This window comes from Acinetobacter sp. LT1 (genome assembly GCF_059800965.1).
Map to the genome: position 1 here is coordinate 230128 of NZ_JBBAXE010000006.1, position 22160 is coordinate 252287.

The 22160-nt window shown below is 38.6% G+C and carries 22 protein-coding genes; 9 read left to right on the forward strand and 13 right to left on the reverse strand.

Going from position 1 to position 22160, the window contains the following annotated elements:
- Positions 1-154: 154 nt before the first annotated feature.
- From WBW42_RS08255 to WBW42_RS08285, 7 genes are all read right to left on the reverse strand, one after another.
- The gene (locus WBW42_RS08255) at positions 155-1003 is read right to left on the reverse strand and encodes a class II glutamine amidotransferase (RefSeq protein WP_014205980.1); all 849 of its coding nucleotides are present in this window, start codon (positions 1001-1003) and stop codon (positions 155-157) included.
- 108 nt (positions 1004-1111) lie between these two features.
- Positions 1112-1894 (reverse strand): GNAT family N-acetyltransferase, encoded by a 783-nt coding sequence (locus WBW42_RS08260; RefSeq protein ID WP_032057672.1) that lies wholly within the window; start codon positions 1892-1894, stop codon positions 1112-1114.
- A gap of 122 nt (positions 1895-2016) precedes the next feature.
- Positions 2017-2922, reverse strand: a complete 906-nt coding sequence (gene argB / locus WBW42_RS08265; protein WP_002121716.1) for an acetylglutamate kinase — start codon at positions 2920-2922, stop codon at positions 2017-2019.
- Positions 2923-2937: 15 nt separating this feature from the next.
- The gene (locus WBW42_RS08270; protein ID WP_032057673.1) at positions 2938-4356 is read right to left on the reverse strand and encodes a phosphomannomutase/phosphoglucomutase; all 1419 of its coding nucleotides are present in this window, start codon (positions 4354-4356) and stop codon (positions 2938-2940) included.
- Positions 4357-4553: 197 nt separating this feature from the next.
- Entirely contained in the window at positions 4554-5006 is a 453-nt protein-coding gene (gene dut / locus WBW42_RS08275) for a dUTP diphosphatase (RefSeq protein WP_002121799.1), read from the reverse strand.
- A gap of 24 nt (positions 5007-5030) precedes the next feature.
- On the reverse strand, positions 5031-7070 hold the full coding sequence (locus tag WBW42_RS08280; protein ID WP_005070868.1) for a UvrD-helicase domain-containing protein: 2040 nt from the start codon (positions 7068-7070) through the stop codon (positions 5031-5033).
- Positions 7071-7263: 193 nt separating this feature from the next.
- Positions 7264-7917 (reverse strand): YiaD family glycine zipper/OmpA-like lipoprotein, encoded by a 654-nt coding sequence (locus tag WBW42_RS08285; RefSeq protein WP_005070886.1) that lies wholly within the window; start codon positions 7915-7917, stop codon positions 7264-7266.
- Between the two features lie 246 nt (positions 7918-8163).
- On the opposite strand from WBW42_RS08285, the gene yihG reads away from it, so the two are divergent.
- The 6 genes from yihG to WBW42_RS08315 all read left to right on the forward strand — a co-directional run bounded on the left by yihG (position 8164) and on the right by WBW42_RS08315 (position 12527).
- Positions 8164-9090, forward strand: coding sequence for a 1-acylglycerol-3-phosphate O-acyltransferase, YihG family (gene yihG / locus WBW42_RS08290; RefSeq protein ID WP_017398885.1), 927 nt, complete (start codon positions 8164-8166; stop codon positions 9088-9090).
- Between the two features lie 16 nt (positions 9091-9106).
- A complete protein-coding gene (locus WBW42_RS08295) occupies positions 9107-10153 on the forward strand; it encodes a hypothetical protein (protein WP_032057674.1) in 1047 nt (348 codons plus the stop codon).
- 120 nt (positions 10154-10273) lie between these two features.
- Entirely contained in the window at positions 10274-11002 is a 729-nt protein-coding gene (minC, locus tag WBW42_RS08300; protein WP_005075304.1) for a septum site-determining protein MinC, read from the forward strand.
- A 66-nt stretch (positions 11003-11068) separates the two neighbouring features.
- The gene (gene minD, locus WBW42_RS08305) at positions 11069-11881 is read left to right on the forward strand and encodes a septum site-determining protein MinD (RefSeq protein WP_002121719.1); all 813 of its coding nucleotides are present in this window, start codon (positions 11069-11071) and stop codon (positions 11879-11881) included.
- 2 nt (positions 11882-11883) lie between these two features.
- Entirely contained in the window at positions 11884-12156 is a 273-nt protein-coding gene (gene minE / locus WBW42_RS08310; protein ID WP_000896934.1) for a cell division topological specificity factor MinE, read from the forward strand.
- An 83-nt stretch (positions 12157-12239) separates the two neighbouring features.
- Complete coding sequence (locus tag WBW42_RS08315; RefSeq protein WP_005070896.1) at positions 12240-12527, forward strand: PA4642 family protein; 288 nt, start codon at positions 12240-12242, stop codon at positions 12525-12527.
- A gap of 41 nt (positions 12528-12568) precedes the next feature.
- Here WBW42_RS08315 and rhtC read toward each other — a convergent pair whose 3' ends face one another.
- Positions 12569-13189, reverse strand: coding sequence for a threonine export protein RhtC (rhtC, locus tag WBW42_RS08320; RefSeq protein ID WP_005803155.1), 621 nt, complete (start codon positions 13187-13189; stop codon positions 12569-12571).
- Between the two features lie 151 nt (positions 13190-13340).
- Positions 13341-16394 (reverse strand): DNA translocase FtsK, encoded by a 3054-nt coding sequence (locus WBW42_RS08325; RefSeq protein WP_032057677.1) that lies wholly within the window; start codon positions 16392-16394, stop codon positions 13341-13343.
- Positions 16395-16663: 269 nt separating this feature from the next.
- Between WBW42_RS08325 and trxB the strand changes: the two genes are divergently transcribed.
- The 3 genes from trxB (at position 16664) to WBW42_RS08340 (ending at position 19299) form a co-directional block, all read left to right on the forward strand.
- Positions 16664-17611, forward strand: coding sequence for a thioredoxin-disulfide reductase (trxB, locus tag WBW42_RS08330; RefSeq protein WP_002121722.1), 948 nt, complete (start codon positions 16664-16666; stop codon positions 17609-17611).
- Positions 17612-17733: 122 nt separating this feature from the next.
- Positions 17734-18465: a leucyl/phenylalanyl-tRNA--protein transferase gene (gene aat, locus WBW42_RS08335; RefSeq protein WP_032057679.1), complete on the forward strand. Its 732-nt coding sequence runs from the start codon at positions 17734-17736 to the stop codon at positions 18463-18465.
- Positions 18466-18483: 18 nt separating this feature from the next.
- Positions 18484-19299 (forward strand): arginyltransferase, encoded by an 816-nt coding sequence (locus WBW42_RS08340; protein WP_004703325.1) that lies wholly within the window; start codon positions 18484-18486, stop codon positions 19297-19299.
- On the opposite strand, the gene rimI is transcribed toward WBW42_RS08340, so the two are convergent.
- The 4 genes from rimI to WBW42_RS08360 all read right to left on the reverse strand — a co-directional run.
- Positions 19285-19746: a ribosomal protein S18-alanine N-acetyltransferase gene (gene rimI / locus WBW42_RS08345; RefSeq protein WP_002121701.1), complete on the reverse strand. Its 462-nt coding sequence runs from the start codon at positions 19744-19746 to the stop codon at positions 19285-19287. The genes WBW42_RS08340 and rimI overlap by 15 nt on opposite strands.
- Positions 19747-19852: 106 nt before the next feature.
- The gene (locus WBW42_RS08350; protein WP_032057683.1) at positions 19853-20728 is read right to left on the reverse strand and encodes a metal-dependent hydrolase; all 876 of its coding nucleotides are present in this window, start codon (positions 20726-20728) and stop codon (positions 19853-19855) included.
- Between the two features lie 235 nt (positions 20729-20963).
- Positions 20964-21845, reverse strand: coding sequence for a metal-dependent hydrolase (locus WBW42_RS08355; RefSeq protein WP_002121792.1), 882 nt, complete (start codon positions 21843-21845; stop codon positions 20964-20966).
- 204 nt (positions 21846-22049) lie between these two features.
- Positions 22050-22160, reverse strand: a 111-nt coding sequence (locus WBW42_RS08360; protein ID WP_000110110.1) for an EF-Tu C-terminal domain-related protein, incomplete at its 5' end; no start/stop codon positions are given.

A 22160-nucleotide genomic window follows, 5' to 3' on the forward strand; every position in this document is an offset into this window, starting at 1 on the left:
TAAAAATTATATTTAACTCAAGTTATTGTTTTTTAAATATTAAATTAAAATTAACCAACTAAAATAATAAAGTATTTTTTGAACAAACTATTTTATTATTAAATGATAAAAATATATAAACATCCTTATTCATATATTTTAAATGTATTTTATATTAATACTGATCTGCACGCGTAATACGTTTAAGTTCAGGATTTTCCTGTTCGCGCTTTAATCTTTCTACAAAAGTAATCGCTTTTTTAATTGGTTGACCATGTTGAAATAAAATCATTTCACCAGGTTGGTATGCTGTCCAATTTTCATTATGTGTTAAAGGTTCAGTGGTTATTACTGCCACACGGTCTTCTGGAGTGGTTACCTGGCTAAAATCGACTTCGACATCTAAGTCAATTAAATGCGCATGATTAAATGGATATTCACGAACGAGCCAATGTAATTTAGTAATGGCATAACTAAATAATGCTTTGCCATTAGATAGACAATAATTAAATGTGCCGTATTCCGCAATTTGCGGAGAAATCTTTTCTAACACTTCAAATATCTGTTCAAGACTTGGTTCTTCATAACCAAAAGCTTCAACGAGTTGATCGAGCAAATAACAAAATGCACGCTCACTATCGGTATTACCTACTGGTGTGAAACGTCCACTTAATGGCGGATTAAAGTCATGTAAATCACCATTATGGGCAAAGATCCAGTGTCGCCCCCACAACTCTCGAATAAACGGATGAGAGTTTTCTAAAGTGATTTTACCTTGAGTAGCTTTGCGGATATGTGCAATCACGTTACGTGATTTAATAGGATAATTACGAACGAGATCGGCAATTGGAGACTCAACTGCCGATTGGTTATCAACGAATAAACGGCACGCTTTATCTTCGAAAAATGCAATGCCAAACCCATCACTATGATCTGAGGTAATTCCTGCACGCTGTGAAAAACCACGGAAGGAAAAAGTGATATCCGTTGGTGTTGCACAATTCATTCCTAATAGCTGGCACATATCGCTTTTTAAACTACTTCTAATTACCCCATCTGCTCTATTGTGCATGAGAGTAAAAGTGCTTGCAAATCTCAATATGTGCTGGCTATTACAAAATAGGAAATATGATTAACGCTGCACCATCTTATTCATCACAAATGAGGTCGCGACTTTATTCACCTCAAGAAATACAAAATAATCCAAACAGTTAAACTCTTCATCAAAAAAAGCCTGTTTCGATAGTTTTGACTGCATGCTCAGATACATTTGGAATAGCTTTGGCATACGTTCATCTTGTGGGAAGCTAAACTCAGGATATTCAGGTTCATAGATTTTTTTCGAACGGATATCAATCGATTTGCTTTCAGGTAACTGCTGAATCTGACGATGCGTGTAGTACGCTCTAGCCAAATTATCTTGCAAATGAATACTGACACAGCCCATTAAATATTTAGCACGCATTGACCATAGCACTTTGGGTGCAAGGTTTAACCACAACATAGATAACGCTTTACCATTACGAAAGCGAGGATGTACACAAGTACGGCCTATTTCTAACACATTTGGAAGATGGGAAAGCTGAGGAACAATATCAAACTCATGTGCGCTATAACTCTGTGCTATTTCGTGGCCTTGAAATAGTTTTAAACGAGTATACGCTACAATTTCTCCAGTCCACTTTTCACGCAAGACCGCATGTTCACAACCAAAATCGTAAATATCTTGGTCTAAGTTATCTTCAAACTTGATTCCGAATTGTTGACTAAATTGTTGTGCACGAAACCGTTGTACATCTTGTAATTCTTTTAAATTATCAACCCACTCAAAACGAAATTGCGTCTGATTTATTGCTTTATGACGATTTAAAGGTAAAGTCCAGGTTTGGCGATATTGATTAAATTTTTCCAGCATAATGAACGCTCCTAGTGACACTCCCTACACTAGTCAAAGCTCATGACAAAAAAATGACCAAATCAAGATGGTATAAAAAAAGACCACCTAGGGTGATCTTTTTATTGAGAATAATGGATTTCTTAAGCTGTTTTAGTTCGGTTAGAAATCAGCGTTCCAACACCATGATCAGTAAAGATTTCAAGTAATGTTGCATGTGGCACGCGACCGTCAACAATATGCGCACTCACAACGCCGCCTTTAACGGCATCAAGCGCACAGCCTACCTTAGGAATCATACCGCCATAGATCACACCTGTTTCAATGAGGCGATCAACTTCTTGTGTCGTAAGGCCAGTTAACAGATTTTTATTTTCATCAAGCACACCGCTAATATTGGTGAGCAAAATTAATTTCTCAGCGCCTAATGCTTCTGCAACCTTACCTGCAACTAAATCAGCGTTAATATTATAAGTATTGCCTTCTTCATCTACACCTAGCGGCGCAATAACTGGAATAAAGTCACTTTGGGTGAACATTTCCAATACATCTGTTTTAACGCCTGTCACTTCACCAACCATACCCAAGTCGATATGTTTGATAGAACCATCTTCTTCTTGCTTTTCCATAAGCAATTTGCGGGCACGAAGTAAATTACCATCTTTACCCGTTAAACCAATCGCACGTCCACCGTGTTTATTAATCAGGTTAACGATTGATTTATTTACACTGCCGCCCAACACCATTTCAACCACTTCCATGGTTGCAGCATCAGTTACGCGCATACCGTCAATGCGGTCAGATTCACGGCCTAACTGCTTTAAGAATGAGTCTACTTGTGGTCCACCACCGTGAACAACAATCGGATTTAATCCTACAGTTTTAAGTAAAACGATGTCTCGGGCAAATGAACTTTCAAGCTCTGGATCAGTCATTGCGTTGCCACCGTATTTCACCACCAGCGTTTTACCAGTAAAGCGTTGAATATACGGCAAAGCTTCAATCAAGATTTTTGCTTTGTCGACACCGATATGCTGATGTTGTGGCATTACGCCTCTCCTTACTTAGGCCTCTGAAAGTTCTTGTGCAATTTGCGGATAGTGTTCTTGCAACATATCTACAAATTTTTGCTGGATTTCCTTTAATCGTAAAGGATTATCCGCATCAAATCGTACTGTAAAGTATTCACCAGTATTTGATGCTCGAATAATGCCAAAACCATCATCAAAATCAAGACGTACGCCATCAATTTTACTAATACGTGCCCCTAAGCGATGACTTAAAATCTCAATATCTTGTAATACATACTTTGGATCAGACTGATAAGTACCAATATAGGTATCTTCTGTACAACATCTTTCTGGATATGGAGCAAATAATTCAGAAATTGTAGCGGCATCAGATTGGGTAAAATACTCCATTACTCGTAATGCAGCATATAAACCATCGTCGTAGCCAAAACCACGGCCATCATTAAACACATAATGACCTGCATATTCTCCACCAAAAATGGCACGGCCATTCGATTGAGATAAATAAGCTCTTAGGAAACTACTTCCCGTGCGGATCATTTTTGCTTTTCCGCCAAGTTTCTCGACGGTCTCTTGAACCATACGTGAACATTTCACATCAAAAACAATTTCTTGCTCTGGGTGCTGCTCAAGGCACATTTGCGCAAAAAGCGACAATAAGCGGTCTGCTGTCAATATCTGTGCTTTTTCATCGACTAAAACAACACGGTCTCCATCGCCATCAAGAGCGATGCCAATATCCGCCTGCTGCTCGACCACGGCTTTACGTAAATGAGTTAAATGTGCCGCATGTGAAGGGTCTGGTGCGTGATCTGGAAACTCACCATTTGGATTGGTGCGTAAAGCAATGACTTCACAACCCATTTTTTCTAAGATTAGTTTTGAACAATGCCCGGCTGAGCCATGCAAACCATCTAAAACAACTTTTAAAGGACGTTTTAACTGAATATCTTTAAAAATAGCTTGTTGGTATTGTTGGCAAAATTCAGCTTTAAATTGCGGTAAGGTTAACTCAAGTACAGAAATTGAATGAGATGGTACATAAGTTTGAGCTTCTTCACCCACCTGCTGAATCATTTCTGGAGACGGCGGTTCACCCTTTAAAATCCACTTAATACCATTGTCAGATTTTGGATTATGGCTTGCGGTCACCATGATGCCATTACCACCAAAATCTCGTGCGATGTAGTACATCATTGGGGATGAACAGCAACCAATGTTGGTCACTTTTAAACCTTGTTCTATTAAAATTTCTTCAATTAAGTATGCATAGGCTGGGCTTGTGAGACGGGCATCATAGCCAATCACTAATTGAGTTTGTTTTGCTTGTTTGTATTGTTGTGCCAATCCGTAGGCAATTGAACGGACAACGTCCGTGGTTAAGTAAGAAAGTTTGCCTCTAATATCGTAAGCACGAAAAATACTTTTTGGAAATGAGTGTCTTACATTCATAGCGTATCTTCTATTTAAAGATCAATTCGATCTATCGCAAAAACATAGATTATTCAAAATTTTTGAAAGGTTTGTTTGCTAAAAAAGTTAAAAGAATATGAGTAAAGCGTGTTGTAATATAATCCTTTGTAACATTCAAGATGTAAAAAGAAACGCCTGTTCAACAGGCGTTTGATTTTCGTTAATATTTAAAAAACTTATTGTTTACCTGTATGGCCAAAGCCACCAGCGCCACGTAAAGTTTCTTCAAACTCTTCTACTTGCTCAAATTCGGCTTGTACGACTGGTACTAAAACATATTGTGCCAAACGCTCACCTGGTTCTAAACGGAAGGTGGTTTGACCACGGTTCCAAACTGAAACCATCAATTCACCTTGATAATCCGAATCAATCAAACCAACTAAGTTGCCAAGCACGATACCGTGTTTATGACCTAAACCTGAACGCGGTAAAATTAAACCAGCAAAATTTACATCATGAATATAAATTGCCATACCTGTTTTAACTAAAACAGTTTGTCCTGGTTCAATATCAATTGCTTCATCTAAACAGGCACGTAAATCTAAACCCGCTGAACCTGCTGTTGCATATGAAGGTAAAGGCCATTCTTTACCTAAACGCGGATCGAGCAATTTCACTTGAACTTTCATGGGATTTCCTAAAAATTAAAAAAATTAACGCTTTAATAAAGCTTTTAAATTTGCCAGATATTGTTGAGCCTGTTCTTTAGGGTCAACATTAGCCGCAATTTTCTTTTTACGCCCTAACCACTCGAGCTCATCTTGTGGAAGCTCATCAAGGAAACGGCTAGGCGTCATTTGTTTCATCTGTCCGCCATTTTTGCGCTGTTCCGCTAAAGTTAACGTTAAACCTTGGCGTGCACGTGTAATTCCCACGTACATGAGACGGCGCTCTTCCTCAATGGTTTCTGCTGCAATCGAGTTCTTGTGAGGCAATAGTTCTTCTTCAAGTCCCATAATGTACACATATGGGAATTCCAGACCTTTTGCTGCATGCAAAGTAAGAAGGTTAACTTTGTCTGTATCTTCTTCTTCCTGCTGCTGTTCTAACAGATCGAGCAAAACTAGTTTTCGGATGACACTTTCAATATTCTTTTCATCAACATCTTCAGCACGATTAATCAGATTTTGAATACTGGTAAATAAGTTCTCGATGTTATCGAGCTTACTTTTCTCTTGTGCAGGTGTTGCTGACTGTTCTCGAACATAATCCATATAACCCGCTTCATTCATCATTTGACGAACTTTAGGCACAGGCTCATCATCTTCTAACAATTCACGAGTAAATGTCGCGATAAAGTCGGCAAACTCATGAAGCTGTGTTTCTGCCTTTTTAGGAAGCACCATGCTTAAACGCTGGTCAGCAGAAGCACCGAGTAAAGACAAATTATTTTCTTGTGAAAATAAGCCTAACTTCTCAAGAGTAACTGGTCCAATTGCGCGTTTAGGCGTATTAATAATACGTAAGAAAGCACTATCATCTTCTGGGTTAATAATAAGACGCAAGTAACTCATCACGTCTTTAATTTCTGCACGGGCGAAGAACGATGTACCGCCAGAGAGTTTATACGGAATTTGCATTTGACGAAGCTGGGTTTCTAATACACGTGCCTGAAAGTTTCCACGATATAACACAGCATAATCTTTCCAGTTCTTACCATTCATTAGCTTATGAGTCAGTAAGTCTTTTACCACGCGCTCTGCTTCATCGTCATCATTACGACATGTAATGATTCGGATGACTTCCCCATGCCCTTTATCACTCCACAATTTCTTGTCAAAAATATGTGGATTATTTTGAATCACACAGTTCGCAGCTTTTAAAATACGGCTGGTCGAACGGTAATTTTGTTCAAGCTTAATAATATGTAAATTTGGGAAATCCTGCTTAAGCAATGCCATATTTTCAGGTTTAGCACCACGCCATGCGTAAATCGACTGGTCATCATCACCTACCGCGGTAAACTGCCCCATTACCCCAACTAAAAGTTTGACCAAAATATACTGAGCCGTATTGGTATCTTGATACTCATCAACCAATAAATAGCGAACGCGATTTTGCCATTTGTCACGTACTTCTGCATTTTCTTGCAATAAGCGTGTTGGCATAACAATGAGGTCATCAAAATCGACGGCATTGTAGGCACGTAAATTACGTTCATAAAGTTGATAAAGATGAGCAAACTGGACATCTTCCGGTGTTTCACAAGTCGAATGTGCTTGTTCCGGCAAAATCAGATCGTTTTTCCAATCTGAAATTTTCTTCATTGCTTTAGCAATTAACTCTTTGCTCTCTGCACCTGACAAATTGTCGCGATGCATAAGATCCATCAAAATACGTTTACAGTCATCTGCATCTAAAATCGAAAAATTAGCTTTTAAAGGTAAATTTTTAAGTTCTAAACGTAAAAGGTTTAAACCAAAAGTATGGAAGGTCGATACGGATAGACCTTTTGCTTCTTCACGTGAGAGAAGCTTGGTCACACGCTCTTTCATTTCACGTGCAGCTTTGTTTGTGAAGGTCATTGCAGTTATACGATGCGCTGGAATACGGCAATGCTGCACCAAATAAGCAATTTTACGGGTAATTACTGATGTTTTACCTGAACCAGCGCCAGCAAGCACCAATAAAGGGCCCTGAGTATATTTCATGGCTTCTTCTTGCTTGTTGTTCAATTGACTGGCAGATGACATCGTGTATTACCTCTTAATTTTTCGAGCATGATTATAGTCATCTCTTTTTTAGAATCCCAATAGTAAATCTACGGATATGTATAAATGATGTCTAATAATGCAATTTATGCGCCGCAGAATGTCGTGATTATTTCTTGTACTGCACCCATAAAAAAACCACCCGAAGGTGGTTTTTGAAACAATAAACTAGATCTTATTGTTTAGCATAAATGCTGATTTCTACACGGCGGTTTTGTTCACGGCCAGATGCAGTTGAGTTATCTGCGATCGGGTTAGATGAACCATAACCTTGCGCGTCGATACGGCTAGCAGATACGCCTTGGCTAGCTAAATAACTACGTACTGATTGAGCGCGTGCTTGTGATAATGGAATGTTGATAGAGTCATTACCAGTGTTATCAGTATAACCAGTTACAAGAATTGCACTCTTGTTATCTTCAGCCAAAGTTTGAGCCACTTTGTTTAAAGTTGCGTAGAAGTTTGGCTTGATGTTTGATTTGTTTGTATCAAAAGTAATGCTACCAGGCATGATCAATTGAACAGAACCATCTGGGTTACGGCCAACGTCTACACCAGTACCCGCCATTTGTTGACGTAATTTTTTCTCTTTCTGGTCAAGATATACACCACCAGCAGCACCAAGAACTGCACCGATTGCCGCAGCACGGTTGTTTTGACGGCTAGAGTTTGCATTTGATTTAGAAATACCATAACCAGCTGCTGCACCAATTAAAGTACCTAATGCGGCTTTATCGTATTCAACGCCACCAAGATTATTACCAGTTGTTTGACAACCAGAAAGAACTACTGCTGCCCCTACCACTGTTGAAATAACTAATGCACGCATTGCATGCCTCCTCACTTTGTGTGTTTTGTTGTCTGAATGAATAATGAAACAAAAAGGAAGTATAAAACATTGATATTTTGTTAATAATAAACAGTTTAGTTATGTTTTTGTAATATTTTGATGCACTTTAAGATGCTAGCTCATCACAATTTCTTCATTGTTGTCTAAGATAACGTTGTATTTCATATTATGACAGTTATAGTTGAACAACTTTTCTATGGATTTGAGACATTCGGGGTCATTTATATGCCAACTGCACCCAATAAACAATCTGCGCTAAAAAAAATTACACGTGGACTCACTGTAGGTACAGTCATTACAGGAAGTACTTTTTTTCATGGTCCTCCTGTTCTTGCATTAGGTCTGACCAAGCTTTTAAAAAAATCATCAAAAATAGATGAAACTAATATTCAAATTACAAATAGCTGGTTAGGGGTAAATAATTGGTTAATTGACCATGTTCTACCCAATCTAAAATGGGACATTACCATTGATGAAGGACTTGATCTGAATATGCAAGGTCGTTATTTAATGACCTGTAATCATCAAAGTTGGGTTGACACGACTGTAAATCAATATTTTGGTTTAACCCGTATGCCCCTTACCCGTTTCTTTACTAAATGGGAACTCATCTTTATTCCTTTTGTTGGGCAAGCATTTAAAATTTTAGGCTTTCCAATGATGAAGCGTCACACTAAAGAACAGATCGCGAAGAATCCTGAACTTAAAGACCGTGACATGATGGAAGCACGTAAAGCTTGTGAGCAGCTTTTAAGTCAGCCCTTCACACTATTAAATTATTTGGAAGGGACTCGTTTTACTCAAGAAAAACATGACCAGCAAAAATCCCCTTATAAACATTTACTAAAACCCAAAGCAGGTGGCTTGGCGCTTGCATTAAATATCTTGGGTGACAAAATCGATGCCCTAGTTGATATGACCATCGTCTATCCTGATGGCGTACCAGGATATAGCGATTTCTGGCTTGGGGATGTTTCTAAAATTGCGGTTAACTTACGTAAAATTGAAATTCCAGACTGGGTACTTGGCGGCAACTATGAAGATGACGCGGCTTATCGTGAACGTTTTCAGCAATGGGTTCATGACATTTGGACCGAAAAAGATCAACTTATTGAGCAAATGAAGTCTCAATATACCACTGCAAATATTTAAGAAAGCACCCGTTATTATGCAAAACAGTTCTGGGAAAAAAACGAAATACCATCATGTAGACCCAAACAGCCTTTCATTTAAGCTGTTTTTGGTCTACGACATCTTTATGGTGTTTATTATCATTTTTAACTTGTTCTGTCTTGCAACTAATTTCTTTTTAATGAGCAGTATTGGGGCATGGTTCTTTGAACATATTCACTTGCCCCAAGTACTCAGCTTTTATCGTACTTCACTACATCCTTGGGTGATTACGTCAGAAGCTTGGTTTATTGGTTTTTTAATTATTGAGCTGGTTGTACGCTGGGCTATTGCGATCATCAATAAGCACCATAAGCGTTGGTTCTTTTTTCCTTTTATTCACTGGTATGAAATTTTAGCTATTATTCCTCAGCTCCGTTTTTTACGTTTATTCCGCGCAGGGATTATTGCTTACCGTTTACATGAGTTAGGCTATCCAGTTGTTCCGGAAAGCTGGCGGAAAACTGGGCTATTTTATTATCGCGTCGTAATGGAAGAATTATCTGACCGCGTTGTAATTACCGTGATTGATGGTATTAGATATGAACTTGAAACCAGTTCTAGCCATAAACAGATTATTCACGACTTGGTTAATCATCATCGTGAGCAATTTACTGTTGCTCTAACCGCATTATTACAAGAATCTTTAGCCACCGCTTTAAAAGAACAAAAGCCTGCCATTACAAAAGGTGTGGGCAAAATTGTAGATCAAGCCATTATTGATACGCCTGAGCTAACTCAATTATTACGATTAATTCCTTTAGTCGGAGGCCGCATTGAACAGCAAATTCAAAGCATTGGTCAAAGATTAGGTGAAAATATTAGTGCAGGTTTAATTGAACCTTTAATTGAGGGATCTCAAGATACTCCAAACCCTACTTATCAGTTAATTTCTCAAAGAGTAAGTGAAATCAATATTAATAATCGTCAGCTTGAGCAATTGGTTGAATCTGTCGTGTTCGAGACACTGGAGTCTGTACGTAAACAAGTCAAGGTCAAACAATGGCAACAAACCCTTGCGGAGTATGATCGAATCAAAGAATAAGCATTTATTTAATTTTTTATGAATCACGCTAGAGAATTGGCACGAATTGTTCTAGCATTTGCCCTATTTACAATAAACTTAACGATATTACAGCTCGTTTAACGCCTTGAAGGAAGACTTATGGCTGATATACGGATTACCGGCAGAATGGTTAACTTTAGCAGGATAACCTTCGATACCAATGATCATGATGTGATCCGCCAGCAATTATCAAATATTTTAAATGAAGGTTCCTATCAAGGAACTTTAGTGATTATTGACAGTACAGTTGAGCAAGAGTTAATTGCATTGATTCAACTTCTGGTGAGCTTGGGTTTACAACCAATGGCGGTAATCGACGGTATTTTAGGAGATGAGGCTCGCGCTATTCAATTCCCTGTTTTACCGGCAGATCAACCATTACAACGCATTAAAGCGACAGCTGAACAAGTGGCTATTGTGGAAAAACCTGCTACAGCTCCTGCCTCGTCTTCAGCAGAAACAAAAAAACCACTAAACAAGATAGCGGTCGCTCATATTACCTCTTATCATGATGAAATTTTGCGTACAGGCCAATCCCTTGTACAAGATAACGGCGATATTATTTTAAAGGCTGGCATGAATAGTGGTTCCGAGGTGATCGCTTCAGGAAATATACATATTTATGGCACAGTTCGTGGTAGAGTCATTGCTGGTGCGGGCGGGCACGCAGCTGCACGCATTTTTTGCCAATCTTTAGAGGCTGAGCTCGTTTCCATTGCCGGAACGTATTGTGTCGCAGATGATATCCCTAAACATGTGGTAAAAAAGCCAGTACATATTTATTTAAATGAAAAGCAAGAGCTTGAATTTGAAGCTCTAGAACTTTAATTTATTAAGCAAATCACCAAAAAACAGCCCTTTTAAGGGTGTATGACCATAATAGGAGTGGATTCGGTGGCCAAAATTGTTGTCGTAACATCAGGCAAAGGTGGTGTAGGTAAAACTACAACGAGCGCATCTTTTGCAACAGGTTTAGCCCTTCGTGGTCATAAAACTGTTGTGATTGATTTTGATGTAGGCTTACGTAACCTTGATTTGATTATGGGTTGTGAGCGTCGTGTTGTTTATGATTTTGTTAATGTTATTAATAACGAAGCACGTCTGCAGCAAGCCCTTATTCGCGATAAAGATATCGAAAACCTTTATATTTTACCGGCTTCACAAACACGTGATAAAGATGCGTTGAGCGACGAAGGTGTTGCTCGAGTTATTGATGAGTTATCTCAAGAGTTTGATTACATCATTTGTGACTCACCTGCTGGGATCGAGCGTGGCGCGATTTTAGCCATGTATCATGCAGATGAAGCAATAATTGTAACAAACCCTGAAATCTCTTCAGTACGTGACTCTGACCGTATTATTGGTATGTTAGATAGCAAAACCAAGAAAGTTGAACACAACGAAGGGCGTATACGTAAACATTTATGTATTACACGTTTTAACCCGGAACGTGCTGACCGTCAGGAAATGCTGACAATTGATGATATTTCTAAAGATATTTTACGCGTACCGACATTAGGTGTTATTCCAGAATGTCCAAGTGTATTACAAGCATCAAACGAAGGTAAGCCAGTTATTCTGTATTCAGAAACTAAAGCTGGTCAGGGGTATGATGATTTGGTTGCACGCTTCCTTGGCGAAGACCGTCCTTATCGACACATCACAGCTCAACCTAAAGGCTGGTTAGCACGACTATTTGGAGCGTAGATATGGCAGGATTCTGGAGTAAATTATTTAGCAGCGAAGAAAAACCATCAAGTGCTCAAACTGCCAAAGATCGTTTGAAAGTTATTGTTGCTTCTGAACAAGGTTTAGGCCGCCGTTTAAGCCAAGACAAAATTGATCAGATGAAAAAAGAAATCATGCAAGTGGTTAGCCGTTATGTTAGCGGTGTAGGTGAACAGCATATCCAAATGCAAGTTCGCTCTGAAGCTAATATCGAAATGTTAGAAATGAATATCAATTTACCTGAAGAACGATAATTCTATTTCTGACTATTCAATAAATCAGAATCAAGGCAAAATAACGCAAGTTATTTTGCCTTTTTTAAAATGAGGAGATTGTCATGGCATTATCACAGCCAGCAACTTTCAATGAAGAATGGTCCGATGAGCGTGTTTTTGCCTACCTCAACCAACTTCCTCCAAGTGGTGTGAATGCAGATTTTCATGTGCTCTACCATGCATTCAAACATATGCGCCCAACAGACTATGAGCGTCTTTTAAAGCAATTTATTGCGGACGGACGCGATATTAATGCCAAAGACCCTGAAGGCCAACGCATCCATGATGTAATTGCTAAGTTTCCGCGTCAATCAGCACCATTTTTAGAAGTTCTAGCAAAGTTTGCTTAAAAATAAAAAGCCTCTTAAAGAGGCTTTTTTCTTATCTAAACTTATCGATTACCAATCAGGAAAATACCAAATACGGTAAAAATACCGCCCGAAATACCATCAATCCATTTTGAAAAATTACGATAAGCTGCTCTAAAACTTGGTAACGAGAAAATAAAAGTCACAAAGCAGAACCATAAAATTGTCTCGACTGTTACAATAATAAAGAGTAGCCAGTGAACTTGATCAAGTTGAGGATTAGCTAAAAATAAAGAGAAAACACTACCAAAATAAATAACAGCTTTTGGATTTGATAAATTGGTTATCAAACCTTTAATAAAAAATAAGTAAGGTGCTTTTGGGAGCTCAACAGCAACATTGCCCTCTTGCTCATTTTTTGAAAAAGCCGAACGTAGCATCTGATAGCCCAACCAACATAGATATAAGCCACCAGCAATGAGCAATCCTTGCTTTAACCAAGCCATTTTCTCAAATATAAGATTTAATCCCATCAGTGCCAAGCACGCCCAAAACATAACACCCGCCGTTATACCAGCAACGACCAGCATAGCGTCTTTACGAGACCGGCTAATGGCAGTTTGAGATACAAGGAAAAAATCAGGCCCGGGAGTAATAAGTGCGCAAAAGTGAATAAAGGCTAAAGTAATCAGAGCTAATAGCATGTCTTTCTCCTAATTTAATTCATTGTTATTTATTTAGGGAAAATACATTAGCATTTTTTTACTAGACGATAAAATCTTTAAGTCATTTATAAATAGGTTCACTTTATTTAAGTTATAAAAAAGCCTCCGAAGAGGCTTAAATTGTATTGTCTTAAACTAGAATATCCCGCTTACCATTAGGGCCCATTGAGCTCACAATGCCGTTCTCTTCCATTTGATCAATAATACGAGCAGCACGGTTATAACCAAGACTAAATTTGCGCTGTAGCGAAGATGTAGATGCTTTTCGAGTTTCTAATACGAATGACACACATTGATCATAAAGTGCATCTCGGTCAGAACCGCCTTCACCCTCTTCAAAGCCACGTGACGCTGGCTCTTCATCAAATGGTGTCAAGATTTCATCAATATAATCTGGTTCGCCACGCTCACGCCAAGCATCACAGATACGGTTTACTTCATCATCACTAATGAACGCACCATGCACACGTTCCGGCTCAATTTTACCTGGTCCTAAGAACAGCATATCACCGTGACCTAACAAGTCTTCTGCACCACCTGCATCCAAAATAGTACGCGAGTCAATTTTACTGTTTACACGTAGTGCTACACGCGTTGGAATATTGGCTTTAATCAAACCAGTAATAACATCAACAGAGGGACGTTGAGTCGCAAGCAATAGGTGAATACCAGCAGCACGAGATTTTTGCGCCAAACGGGTAATCATTTCTTCTGCTTTTTTACCCACCTGCATAATCATGTCGGCGAACTCATCCGCAACAATGACAATAGATGGTAATGGCGTTAAACGAGGTGCACGTTCTTGTGTCGCCGAGTCGCTTGGCTTCCAAGTCGGATCAATTAAGTCTTCACCATTCGCAATCGCTTCTTCAACTTTACGGTTATAGTCACTTAATTTACGAATTTTTAAGAACGACATAAGCTTATAACGACGTTCCATTTCATTCACACACCAGTTCAACGCACTTACCGCATCTTTCATGTCGGTAACAACGGGAGTTAATAAATGTGGAATATCATTATAGTTTGCAAGTTCCAACTGCTTTGGATCGATTAGAATTAAACGTAATTGGTCAGGCGTATATTTAAGCAACATCGATAAAATCATCGAGTTTACTGCAACTGACTTACCAGAACCTGTCGTACCAGCAACCAACATATGCGGTGCTTTCGCCAAGTCTGTTAGTACCGGATTACCTGAAATATCTTTACCCATCGCCATACTAATTAATGCACTTGGGTCGCGATATGTTGGTGTTTCCAGTAACTCAATCAAACGTACCATTTCACGGGCACTGTTTGGCACTTCAATACCAATGTATGGTTTACCAGGAATGACTTCGACCACACGGACCGATGCCATCGACATTGAACGCGCCAAGTCACGCGAGATATTCGTTACCTTAGAAGCTTTAACACCCGGCGCCAAATCTAACTCAAAGCGAGTAACAACTGGTCCTGGTTGAGCCTCTACCACCTGTGCTTTTACGTTAAATTCTTGCAATTTAATTTCAAGCAATTCAGACAAACGTGAAAGTTGCTCTTCAGTAAAGTTGACTTTCTTATTTGGATCGACCTTATCGAGTAAGTCAAGACCCGGTAAAGTTGGTAAATCCAAACGCTTCTTAGCAACTTGCATTGCACGAGACATTGGGCGGCCTGATGCATCTGTTAACGGCGCATCAAAATCGAAATCGTCTTCATCAAAAGCAGAATTTTCCTGCGGTTTTCCAGCAGTCTCCTGCCAAGCTTCAATAAACTCTTCTTTTGAAAGTTTGTCGGCCTGAATAGTCGTTTGAATAGGAGCTTTTACAAATGCTGAAGATTGCGCATAACTACTTGCTCTCACAGGTTCAGTTGGGGCAATGTCTTCATCTATTAATAAATCATCAAAATCTTCAAAGACTTGTTCGTTTGCTAAATTTTTAGGTGATTGATTTAAATTTGAAATATTTGAAGATGTTTCATTCGCAATATTAACAGATTGCGAAGTTGGTTCGGCTTCTACATGGTGATCTTGAACAAATGGTGTATGCACATCTGTTGCAGTTTTACTGTTTGGAACCGCGGCAAGCAACTCATCAAAAATCTCATCATCATTCCAATCAAGACCATGTAAGTCTTGTTTAGATGATGGTTGATTTTGATTTACTTGAGAAATTGTTTGCTGAAATTGCTCATGAGTAGGAACTTGTTCTATCTCTGTCGAATCATCAGCAGCTCTTAAAAGCGCATCAATTTCTTGCTTATGACTCGCATCATCACGCTGTAAAGCACGCCATACTTCGCCAGTCGCAACTAAACGTTGGCTATCTCGTTCAAGTTTATGGGCCTGTTCAAGCGTATGCTCAAAGTTCTGAGTATTTGCAACTGGTGTATCTGCTACAGGTTCAGGTCGGCTCTGCTCTTTCGCTAGCACATCTGCAAATAAGCGCTCAGCAACCGCATCATGTCGCGTTGTCGTAGATTGTGGTTGAGCTGTTTCAGATTGAACTGATGCTTCTTTCTCATCTGAAGCATTCGCATTCGTTTCTGCATTGTCAGCAACTTTAACCGCGGCTGCTTTGTTGGCAGGTTGAGTTGTTAAGTCATAATCCGATTCATTCGGAGATACGTTCTTATAAAATAAATCTTGTAAATAACTTGGTGTAGCTTTGAGCGTAACCCACGTTTTACTCCATTGCACCCCAAATGCAAGAGTAAACAACACGACCCCGAAAACCAGTAAAAATAAGGTTGCACCGTAAATTGTTAACAATTGAGATAGGCTTTGACCTAACTCATAACCAATAATTCCCCCAGCTGCATTATCTAAAGTATCTGCCGGCACATTCCAATGTAAATAAAGTAAGCTAGATACAACTAGAATTAAGAAGAATTGTGCAGCATAACGAAATGGGCGGTTTAGGAAACTACGTGGCCACCAAACCTGAATTGCTTCAATGAAAAGGAAAATTGGAATAAGCAAACTTGCCCATCCTAAAAAACCAAACAGCAAATCTGCAATCCATGCGCCAGCAATACCACTTGCATTGGATACTTGCTGAGTATCACTGGAAATATGCATCCAGCCCGGATCAAATGGTGTATATGTTACTGTTGCCAGAAACATATAAATACCAAAAGAAACCAAGAATAATGTCATCAATAAGCGCTGTGCATAAACACTTGACACCGCAGTCATATACTGTCCTGTAACCCATTTAATTATTGGTTTAGAGATGTGAAGAACTACATTTTAGATCTTCAACGAATGAACTTTATATTATGCACCTGTTCTTACAAAAAAGGTGCATGATTCTTTACAGTTGTTGTTAACATAAGGCACTTCTATATTGTTATATAACTTAATTCGATTGACCTGATCAATATTATCCACATTGATTTAACGCTATTGATCGGCAAATTCACGTATAATTTTCAAAATTCTCGAAATAAATAAGGATACCCTCAATGAGTGCTCGTCATTCTCGGTTAATTATTCTCGGTTCTGGCCCTGCGGGCTATAGTGCAGCAGTATATGCAGCGCGTGCAAACCTTAAACCTACTTTAATTGCAGGTTTACAACTAGGTGGGCAACTTACAACAACAACCGAAGTTGACAACTGGCCGGGCGATCCTGAAGGTTTAACAGGTCCTGCATTAATGGATCGTATGCAAGCACATGCTGAACGCTTTGGTACAGAACTCGTCTATGACCATATTAACGAAGTGGACTTAAATGTACGTCCTTTTGTTCTTAAAGGTGATATGGAAGAGTACACATGTGACGCTTTAATTATTGCAACTGGTGCTACAGCTCAATATCTTGGCCTAGAGTCTGAACAAAACTTTATGGGACAAGGCGTAAGCGCATGTGCAACATGTGATGGTTTCTTCTACAAAAACCAAAAAGTAATGGTTGTTGGTGGTGGTAACACTGCTGTTGAAGAAGCACTTTATTTATCAAATATTGCTTCACATGTAACGTTAGTACATCGCCGTGATACTTTACGTTCTGAAAAGATTTTGCAAGATCATTTATTTGCCAAAGAAAAAGAAGGCAAAATCAGCATTATTTGGAATCACGAAGTTGAAGAAGTATTGGGTGACAATACTGGCGTAACCAGTGTTCGCCTTAAATCAACTCAAGATGATTCTAAGCAAGACGTAGAGGTTCATGGTCTGTTCGTAGCAATTGGTCACAAGCCAAACACTGGAATGTTTGAAGGCCAGTTAAACCTACGTGATGGCTACATCCAAGTGCAAAGCGGTACCTCTGGTAATGCAACAGCGACTTCTGTAGCTGGTGTTTTTGCTGCTGGTGACGTCGCTGACAGCATTTATCGCCAAGCGATTACTTCTGCTGGGTCTGGCTGTATGGCGGCTCTAGATGCTGAAAAATATCTAGATAATCTTTAATTAATAGATTTCTAGAGTTTTAAAACAGCCGTTCTTATAACGGCTGTTTTTTTAGAATAATGACTAGCTGACATATATTAATTTTTATAGCATAACCTTAAAGCTCATCTTATTTTATTTTTATGAATACACTTCCACTTTCTCAATTCATTTTTCCTGATCCCATTGAAGCCGATCCAGATGGGCATGGTTTAATTTGTATCGGAGCGGACCTCTCCCCTTCTACCCTATATGAAGCTTATACGCATGGTCTTTTTCCTTGGTTTAATGAAGATGAACCTATTTGTTGGTGGAGTCCAGAACCTCGTTGCGTGATCTACCCTCAAAACTATAAACCAAGTAAATCACTCATTCGGAACATGAAAAAGTACGATTACACCATTACGATAAATCATGCCTTTGAACAAGTTATTCGCTCTTGCTCTTTGCCAAGAAGTTATGCAGACGAAACATGGATTAGTGAAGATATTATTCAAGGCTACTGCGAGATGTTTAATGCTGGTTATGGTTACAGTATTGAAGTATGGCAACAAGAGGAGCTTGTAGGAGGTTTATACGGTGTTACGATTGGCAAAGGGTGTTTTGGTGAGTCAATGTTTAGCAACGAAACCGATGTTTCAAAAATGGCTTTTTATACATTAATGCTCATTGGACAAGAAAATCAGCTACCATGGATAGACTGCCAACTCGTAAACAGTCACTTAATTAGTCTGGGAGCCAGTACACTTTCTCGTCAAGACTACTTAAAATCGTTACAAGATGTAATTATTCACCCCTCTATCAATTGGAAAAAGTATCAAGAACGTGTATTTTCAAGTAAAACAATAGCATTAGATGCAAAATTAATGGAATGATAACAGGAGGGACCAATCATGAAATCATATCACCCGAAGTCCCTTTTAAATGATCTGCAGTATTATATTACTCCACCTCATGATTGCAGCTACTTAGAAAATAAATCTGCACGCATGGTGTTTTTAGACCCTATCCATCGAATTGATGTGGTCACTCTTTCAGAACTTTCTCGTTTAGGCTTTCGCCGTAGTGGCGACTTTGTTTATCGCCCTGAATGTCACTTATGTAGACAATGTTTGTCTTGTCGTGTTCCAGTTGCCGATTTTCAAATGAACAGCATGCAAAAAAAAGCATGGAAACGAAATCAAGATCTCACCATGACTGTTCTGCCTACGCGACAAGCAGCACAAATTCATTATGATTTATACGAACGCTATATTAATGAACGCCATGCAGATGGTGATATGTTTCCACCAAGTCTAGATCAGTTTGAAAAGTTTTTAGTACATAGCTGCACAGATAGTTTTTTTCTTGAGCTTTGGAAAGACAATCGGCTCATTAGCGTTTCTACTTGTGATTTAATGGATGATGGACTATCGGCTGTCTATACATTCTTTGATCCCGATGAGCATCGTAGATCACTTGGTGTTTACTCTATTCTTAACCAAATTGAATATGTGAAATCGCTCGGTTTAGAATATCTCTACTTAGGCTATTGGGTGCCTCATTCAGCCAAAATGAACTATAAATCGCAATATACCCCTTTAGAACTTCTGCTCGATGGGCAATGGCGCCGTTTAAACAGATCATTATCACCAGAAGAAATTCAACAGCTAGGTACATCTCTTATGACTACGTTACCTTCTGAATGGAATAATTTAATCATTAAATAAAGATGCGAAATCATCTGTACAGGTTTTTACCATAATGACCGCATGTTCCCGCCCACCATCTTGGGTAGGATAATAATTGCGACGCAGATCAATTTGGTGAAAGCCTGTTTTTTCATATAAACCAATAGCGGCTTTATTACTTTCACGAACTTCTAAAAAGATTTGTACTGGCTGATTTTCCAATTTTTCAATTGATGCACTTAATAACTCATATCCTAAACCCTGCCCTTGCATTTTAGGATCAACTGCCATGAGTAATAAATTAGCTTCATCTAAAACAGGCTGTAAAATACAAAACCCAACTACTCTGTTTTGTGACTCAATCACTGTACATTGATAAGAGTTCAAAGATTCAATAAATTGCTGTCTTGACCACGGATGGGTCTGAACTGATTTTTCAATTTGAACGACAATATCCACATCAGTGTTTTGCATAATACGAATCATGAGTTTCAACGCAATGAAGATTCTAAAGTAGTGCGTATTATAAAAACTTCCCAAGAAAAAACGAGTAAAAAAAAGGACAATTGAATTGTCCTTTTTTCAGTATTTTTTAAAGACCTAATTTTTCACGCCAAGTTGCTAGCAATGCTGTGGTATCCGAATCATTTGGATGAAATTTTGGTCTTAAAAAATCAAGTAACTCTGGAATTTGACGAGTCATAAAACCTTTACGACCATACATGAACTTAAGCATGTACTTCGTATCTTTCCAAGTTAATTTTTCGTCAGTTTTAAGTAACTTAGCAGTAAAATAAGACTGAGTTGCGAAGATTAATGCCATTGCAATAATCAAGGCTGTTGAACGCATAAAATAAGCTTTCGGACCTTGTCCGTACATACTTGTATACACATCAAATGCCACAGCTTTATGTTCATTTTCTTCAACTGCGTGCCACATCCACAAATGATACATAGTGTCGTCTTGGAACATAGCCTGAATTTCAGGATTTTGTAAAAGTTCAGCTGCAATGGTCGATGTAAAATGTTCTAGTGCACATGTTCCAGTCAAATCAATCATTTCTTTGGTATAGCCAAAAGGTTTCATTAATTTGGTTACAACAGCTGTACCCATCTTAATGACTTTTCCAGTTTGCTTTTCCATATGGCGCACATCATAACCATAAGCCTGTGCTGAAGCATTAAATGCTAAATGCTCTTTGGAGTGCATCGCTTCTTGACCAATAAAAGCACTAATTTCTTTTTGAAGATCTGGATCAGCAAGCTTTGGATCATTTCGAACAGCACGCGTACTATTTACAAAGAACTGCTCACCTTCTGGAAAAAGGGCCGATAATGCTGTCATAAAATGTGTTAATGCTGCATCATAATTTGCCCAATAACGTGGGACCTGAGCAAATTCAAAATCCATACGACGCACAGGGAAACTAGCGCCAGCACGATTGGAAATATTTACCTTAGCATTCATCTCAGACTCCTTTTAAGTGAATAGCTAATTCACATATAACTTTATTTATTTTCTTAATATTTATAATCATACGTCTTTCGATGTACCAATTAAGTGCAGATGAGGACAGAGAAATATCAGATGAGGTCATTCATAGACACATAAAGGTGCAATATCTGCTCCACGATCTCTTTAATATAGTTATAGAAAAATAAAAAAGGGCCACTATCGGCCCTTTATAAATTATGAATTAAAACTATAAACCTAATTTTGCTTTCCATGTTTTCAATAGACCAACGGTATCTAGGTCATTTGGATGAAAGCCAGGTTTAAAGTAAGCTAACATTTCTTTAGCCATACCACTAATAATACCTTTAGATGGGCTATATCCGTATTTATAAATTACTGATAGTTCATCTAAATTCAACTTGTTGTCTTGCTTTAATAAACGAAGCACAAAGGATGACTGGATTAAAAAGATTAAAGTCATAGCAAATACTAAAGAACTGGTTCGTAACGCATAAGCTTTTATGCCTTTACCAAACACACCTTCGTACACGTCATAAGCTACGGCTTTATGCTCATTTTCTTCAATCGCATGCCAATACCACATTGTTGACATTGTCTCATCTGTCATAAGCTCTTGAATGTGCTTATTGACCAATAATTGCGACGCAATAGTAGCGGTAAAATGCTCAAGAGCCGTTGTAGCAGTCAAGTCAACCATTTCTTTTGTCATACCGAAAGGTTTGACAATTTTTACAAAAGTTTTAATTGCTGTTTGAATTGCCGTATCGGTAAATTTCTCTAACGTTTCTACATCATGACCAAACTTTTGAGCAGAAGCGTTGAAGTTTACATGCTCTTGAGTATGCATTGCTTCTTGCCCAATGAAAGCACTAATCTCTTTTTGGAGTGCTTCATCATCTTTAATCGCTGGGTGATAACGTACTGCTCGTACACTATCTATAAAGAATTTCTCACCAGCCGGAAACAATGCTGACAATGCAGTCATAAAATGTGTGAGTCCAGCAGAACCATTCATCCAATATTCTGGTACATCATTAAAGTCAAAATTCATACGACGCACTGGAAAGCTTGCACCTGCACGATTCGTAATATTCACTTTAGCATTCATACCCAAAGCTCCTTAGTAAGTAACCCTAGTTACTCAAACTTTATTGTTCGTTTTCTTGATTCTTATCATACAAAGTTAATAAAAAGGGTTAAGGGGAAATAAGGACATTGAAATATCAGTTAGGGCCAGCATTTATAGTGATTGTTAGACAATTAAATATAAAAAAAGCGCTCTAAAAAGAGCGCTTTTTTTCACTGAAAGTGATTATGCAGTTACTTTCGCAACAACACCAGCACCTACAGTACGACCACCTTCACGGATCGCAAAACGTAGACCTGGGTCCATTGCGATTGGGTGGATTAATTCTACTGACAT

What these genes read in the sequence shown, in the direction of transcription:
- WBW42_RS08315 (WP_005070896.1), top strand. Translation starts at nt 12,240, where the DNA reads ATGGCATTATCACAGCCAGCAACTTTCAATGAAGAATGGTCCGATGAG.
- rimI (WP_002121701.1), bottom strand. Translation starts at nt 19,746, where the DNA reads ATGATTCGTATTATGCAAAACACTGATGTGGATATTGTCGTTCAAATT.
- WBW42_RS08270 (WP_032057673.1), bottom strand. Translation starts at nt 4,356, where the DNA reads ATGAATGTAAGACACTCATTTCCAAAAAGTATTTTTCGTGCTTACGAT.
- WBW42_RS08260 (WP_032057672.1), bottom strand. Translation starts at nt 1,894, where the DNA reads ATGCTGGAAAAATTTAATCAATATCGCCAAACCTGGACTTTACCTTTA.
- rhtC (WP_005803155.1), bottom strand. Translation starts at nt 13,189, where the DNA reads ATGCTATTAGCTCTGATTACTTTAGCCTTTATTCACTTTTGCGCACTT.
- WBW42_RS08280 (WP_005070868.1), bottom strand. Translation starts at nt 7,070, where the DNA reads ATGTCATCTGCCAGTCAATTGAACAACAAGCAAGAAGAAGCCATGAAA.
- WBW42_RS08325 (WP_032057677.1), bottom strand. Translation starts at nt 16,394, where the DNA reads ATGACTGCGGTGTCAAGTGTTTATGCACAGCGCTTATTGATGACATTA.
- WBW42_RS08295 (WP_032057674.1), top strand. Translation starts at nt 9,107, where the DNA reads ATGCAAAACAGTTCTGGGAAAAAAACGAAATACCATCATGTAGACCCA.
- WBW42_RS08340 (WP_004703325.1), top strand. Translation starts at nt 18,484, where the DNA reads ATGAAATCATATCACCCGAAGTCCCTTTTAAATGATCTGCAGTATTAT.
- minE (WP_000896934.1), top strand. Translation starts at nt 11,884, where the DNA reads ATGGCAGGATTCTGGAGTAAATTATTTAGCAGCGAAGAAAAACCATCA.
- yihG (WP_017398885.1), top strand. Translation starts at nt 8,164, where the DNA reads ATGCCAACTGCACCCAATAAACAATCTGCGCTAAAAAAAATTACACGT.
- minC (WP_005075304.1), top strand. Translation starts at nt 10,274, where the DNA reads ATGGCTGATATACGGATTACCGGCAGAATGGTTAACTTTAGCAGGATA.
- WBW42_RS08350 (WP_032057683.1), bottom strand. Translation starts at nt 20,728, where the DNA reads ATGAATGCTAAGGTAAATATTTCCAATCGTGCTGGCGCTAGTTTCCCT.
- WBW42_RS08255 (WP_014205980.1), bottom strand. Translation starts at nt 1,003, where the DNA reads ATGTGCCAGCTATTAGGAATGAATTGTGCAACACCAACGGATATCACT.
- dut (WP_002121799.1), bottom strand. Translation starts at nt 5,006, where the DNA reads ATGAAAGTTCAAGTGAAATTGCTCGATCCGCGTTTAGGTAAAGAATGG.
- WBW42_RS08355 (WP_002121792.1), bottom strand. Translation starts at nt 21,845, where the DNA reads ATGAATGCTAAAGTGAATATTACGAATCGTGCAGGTGCAAGCTTTCCA.
- argB (WP_002121716.1), bottom strand. Translation starts at nt 2,922, where the DNA reads ATGCCACAACATCAGCATATCGGTGTCGACAAAGCAAAAATCTTGATT.
- trxB (WP_002121722.1), top strand. Translation starts at nt 16,664, where the DNA reads ATGAGTGCTCGTCATTCTCGGTTAATTATTCTCGGTTCTGGCCCTGCG.
- WBW42_RS08285 (WP_005070886.1), bottom strand. Translation starts at nt 7,917, where the DNA reads ATGCGTGCATTAGTTATTTCAACAGTGGTAGGGGCAGCAGTAGTTCTT.
- aat (WP_032057679.1), top strand. Translation starts at nt 17,734, where the DNA reads ATGAATACACTTCCACTTTCTCAATTCATTTTTCCTGATCCCATTGAA.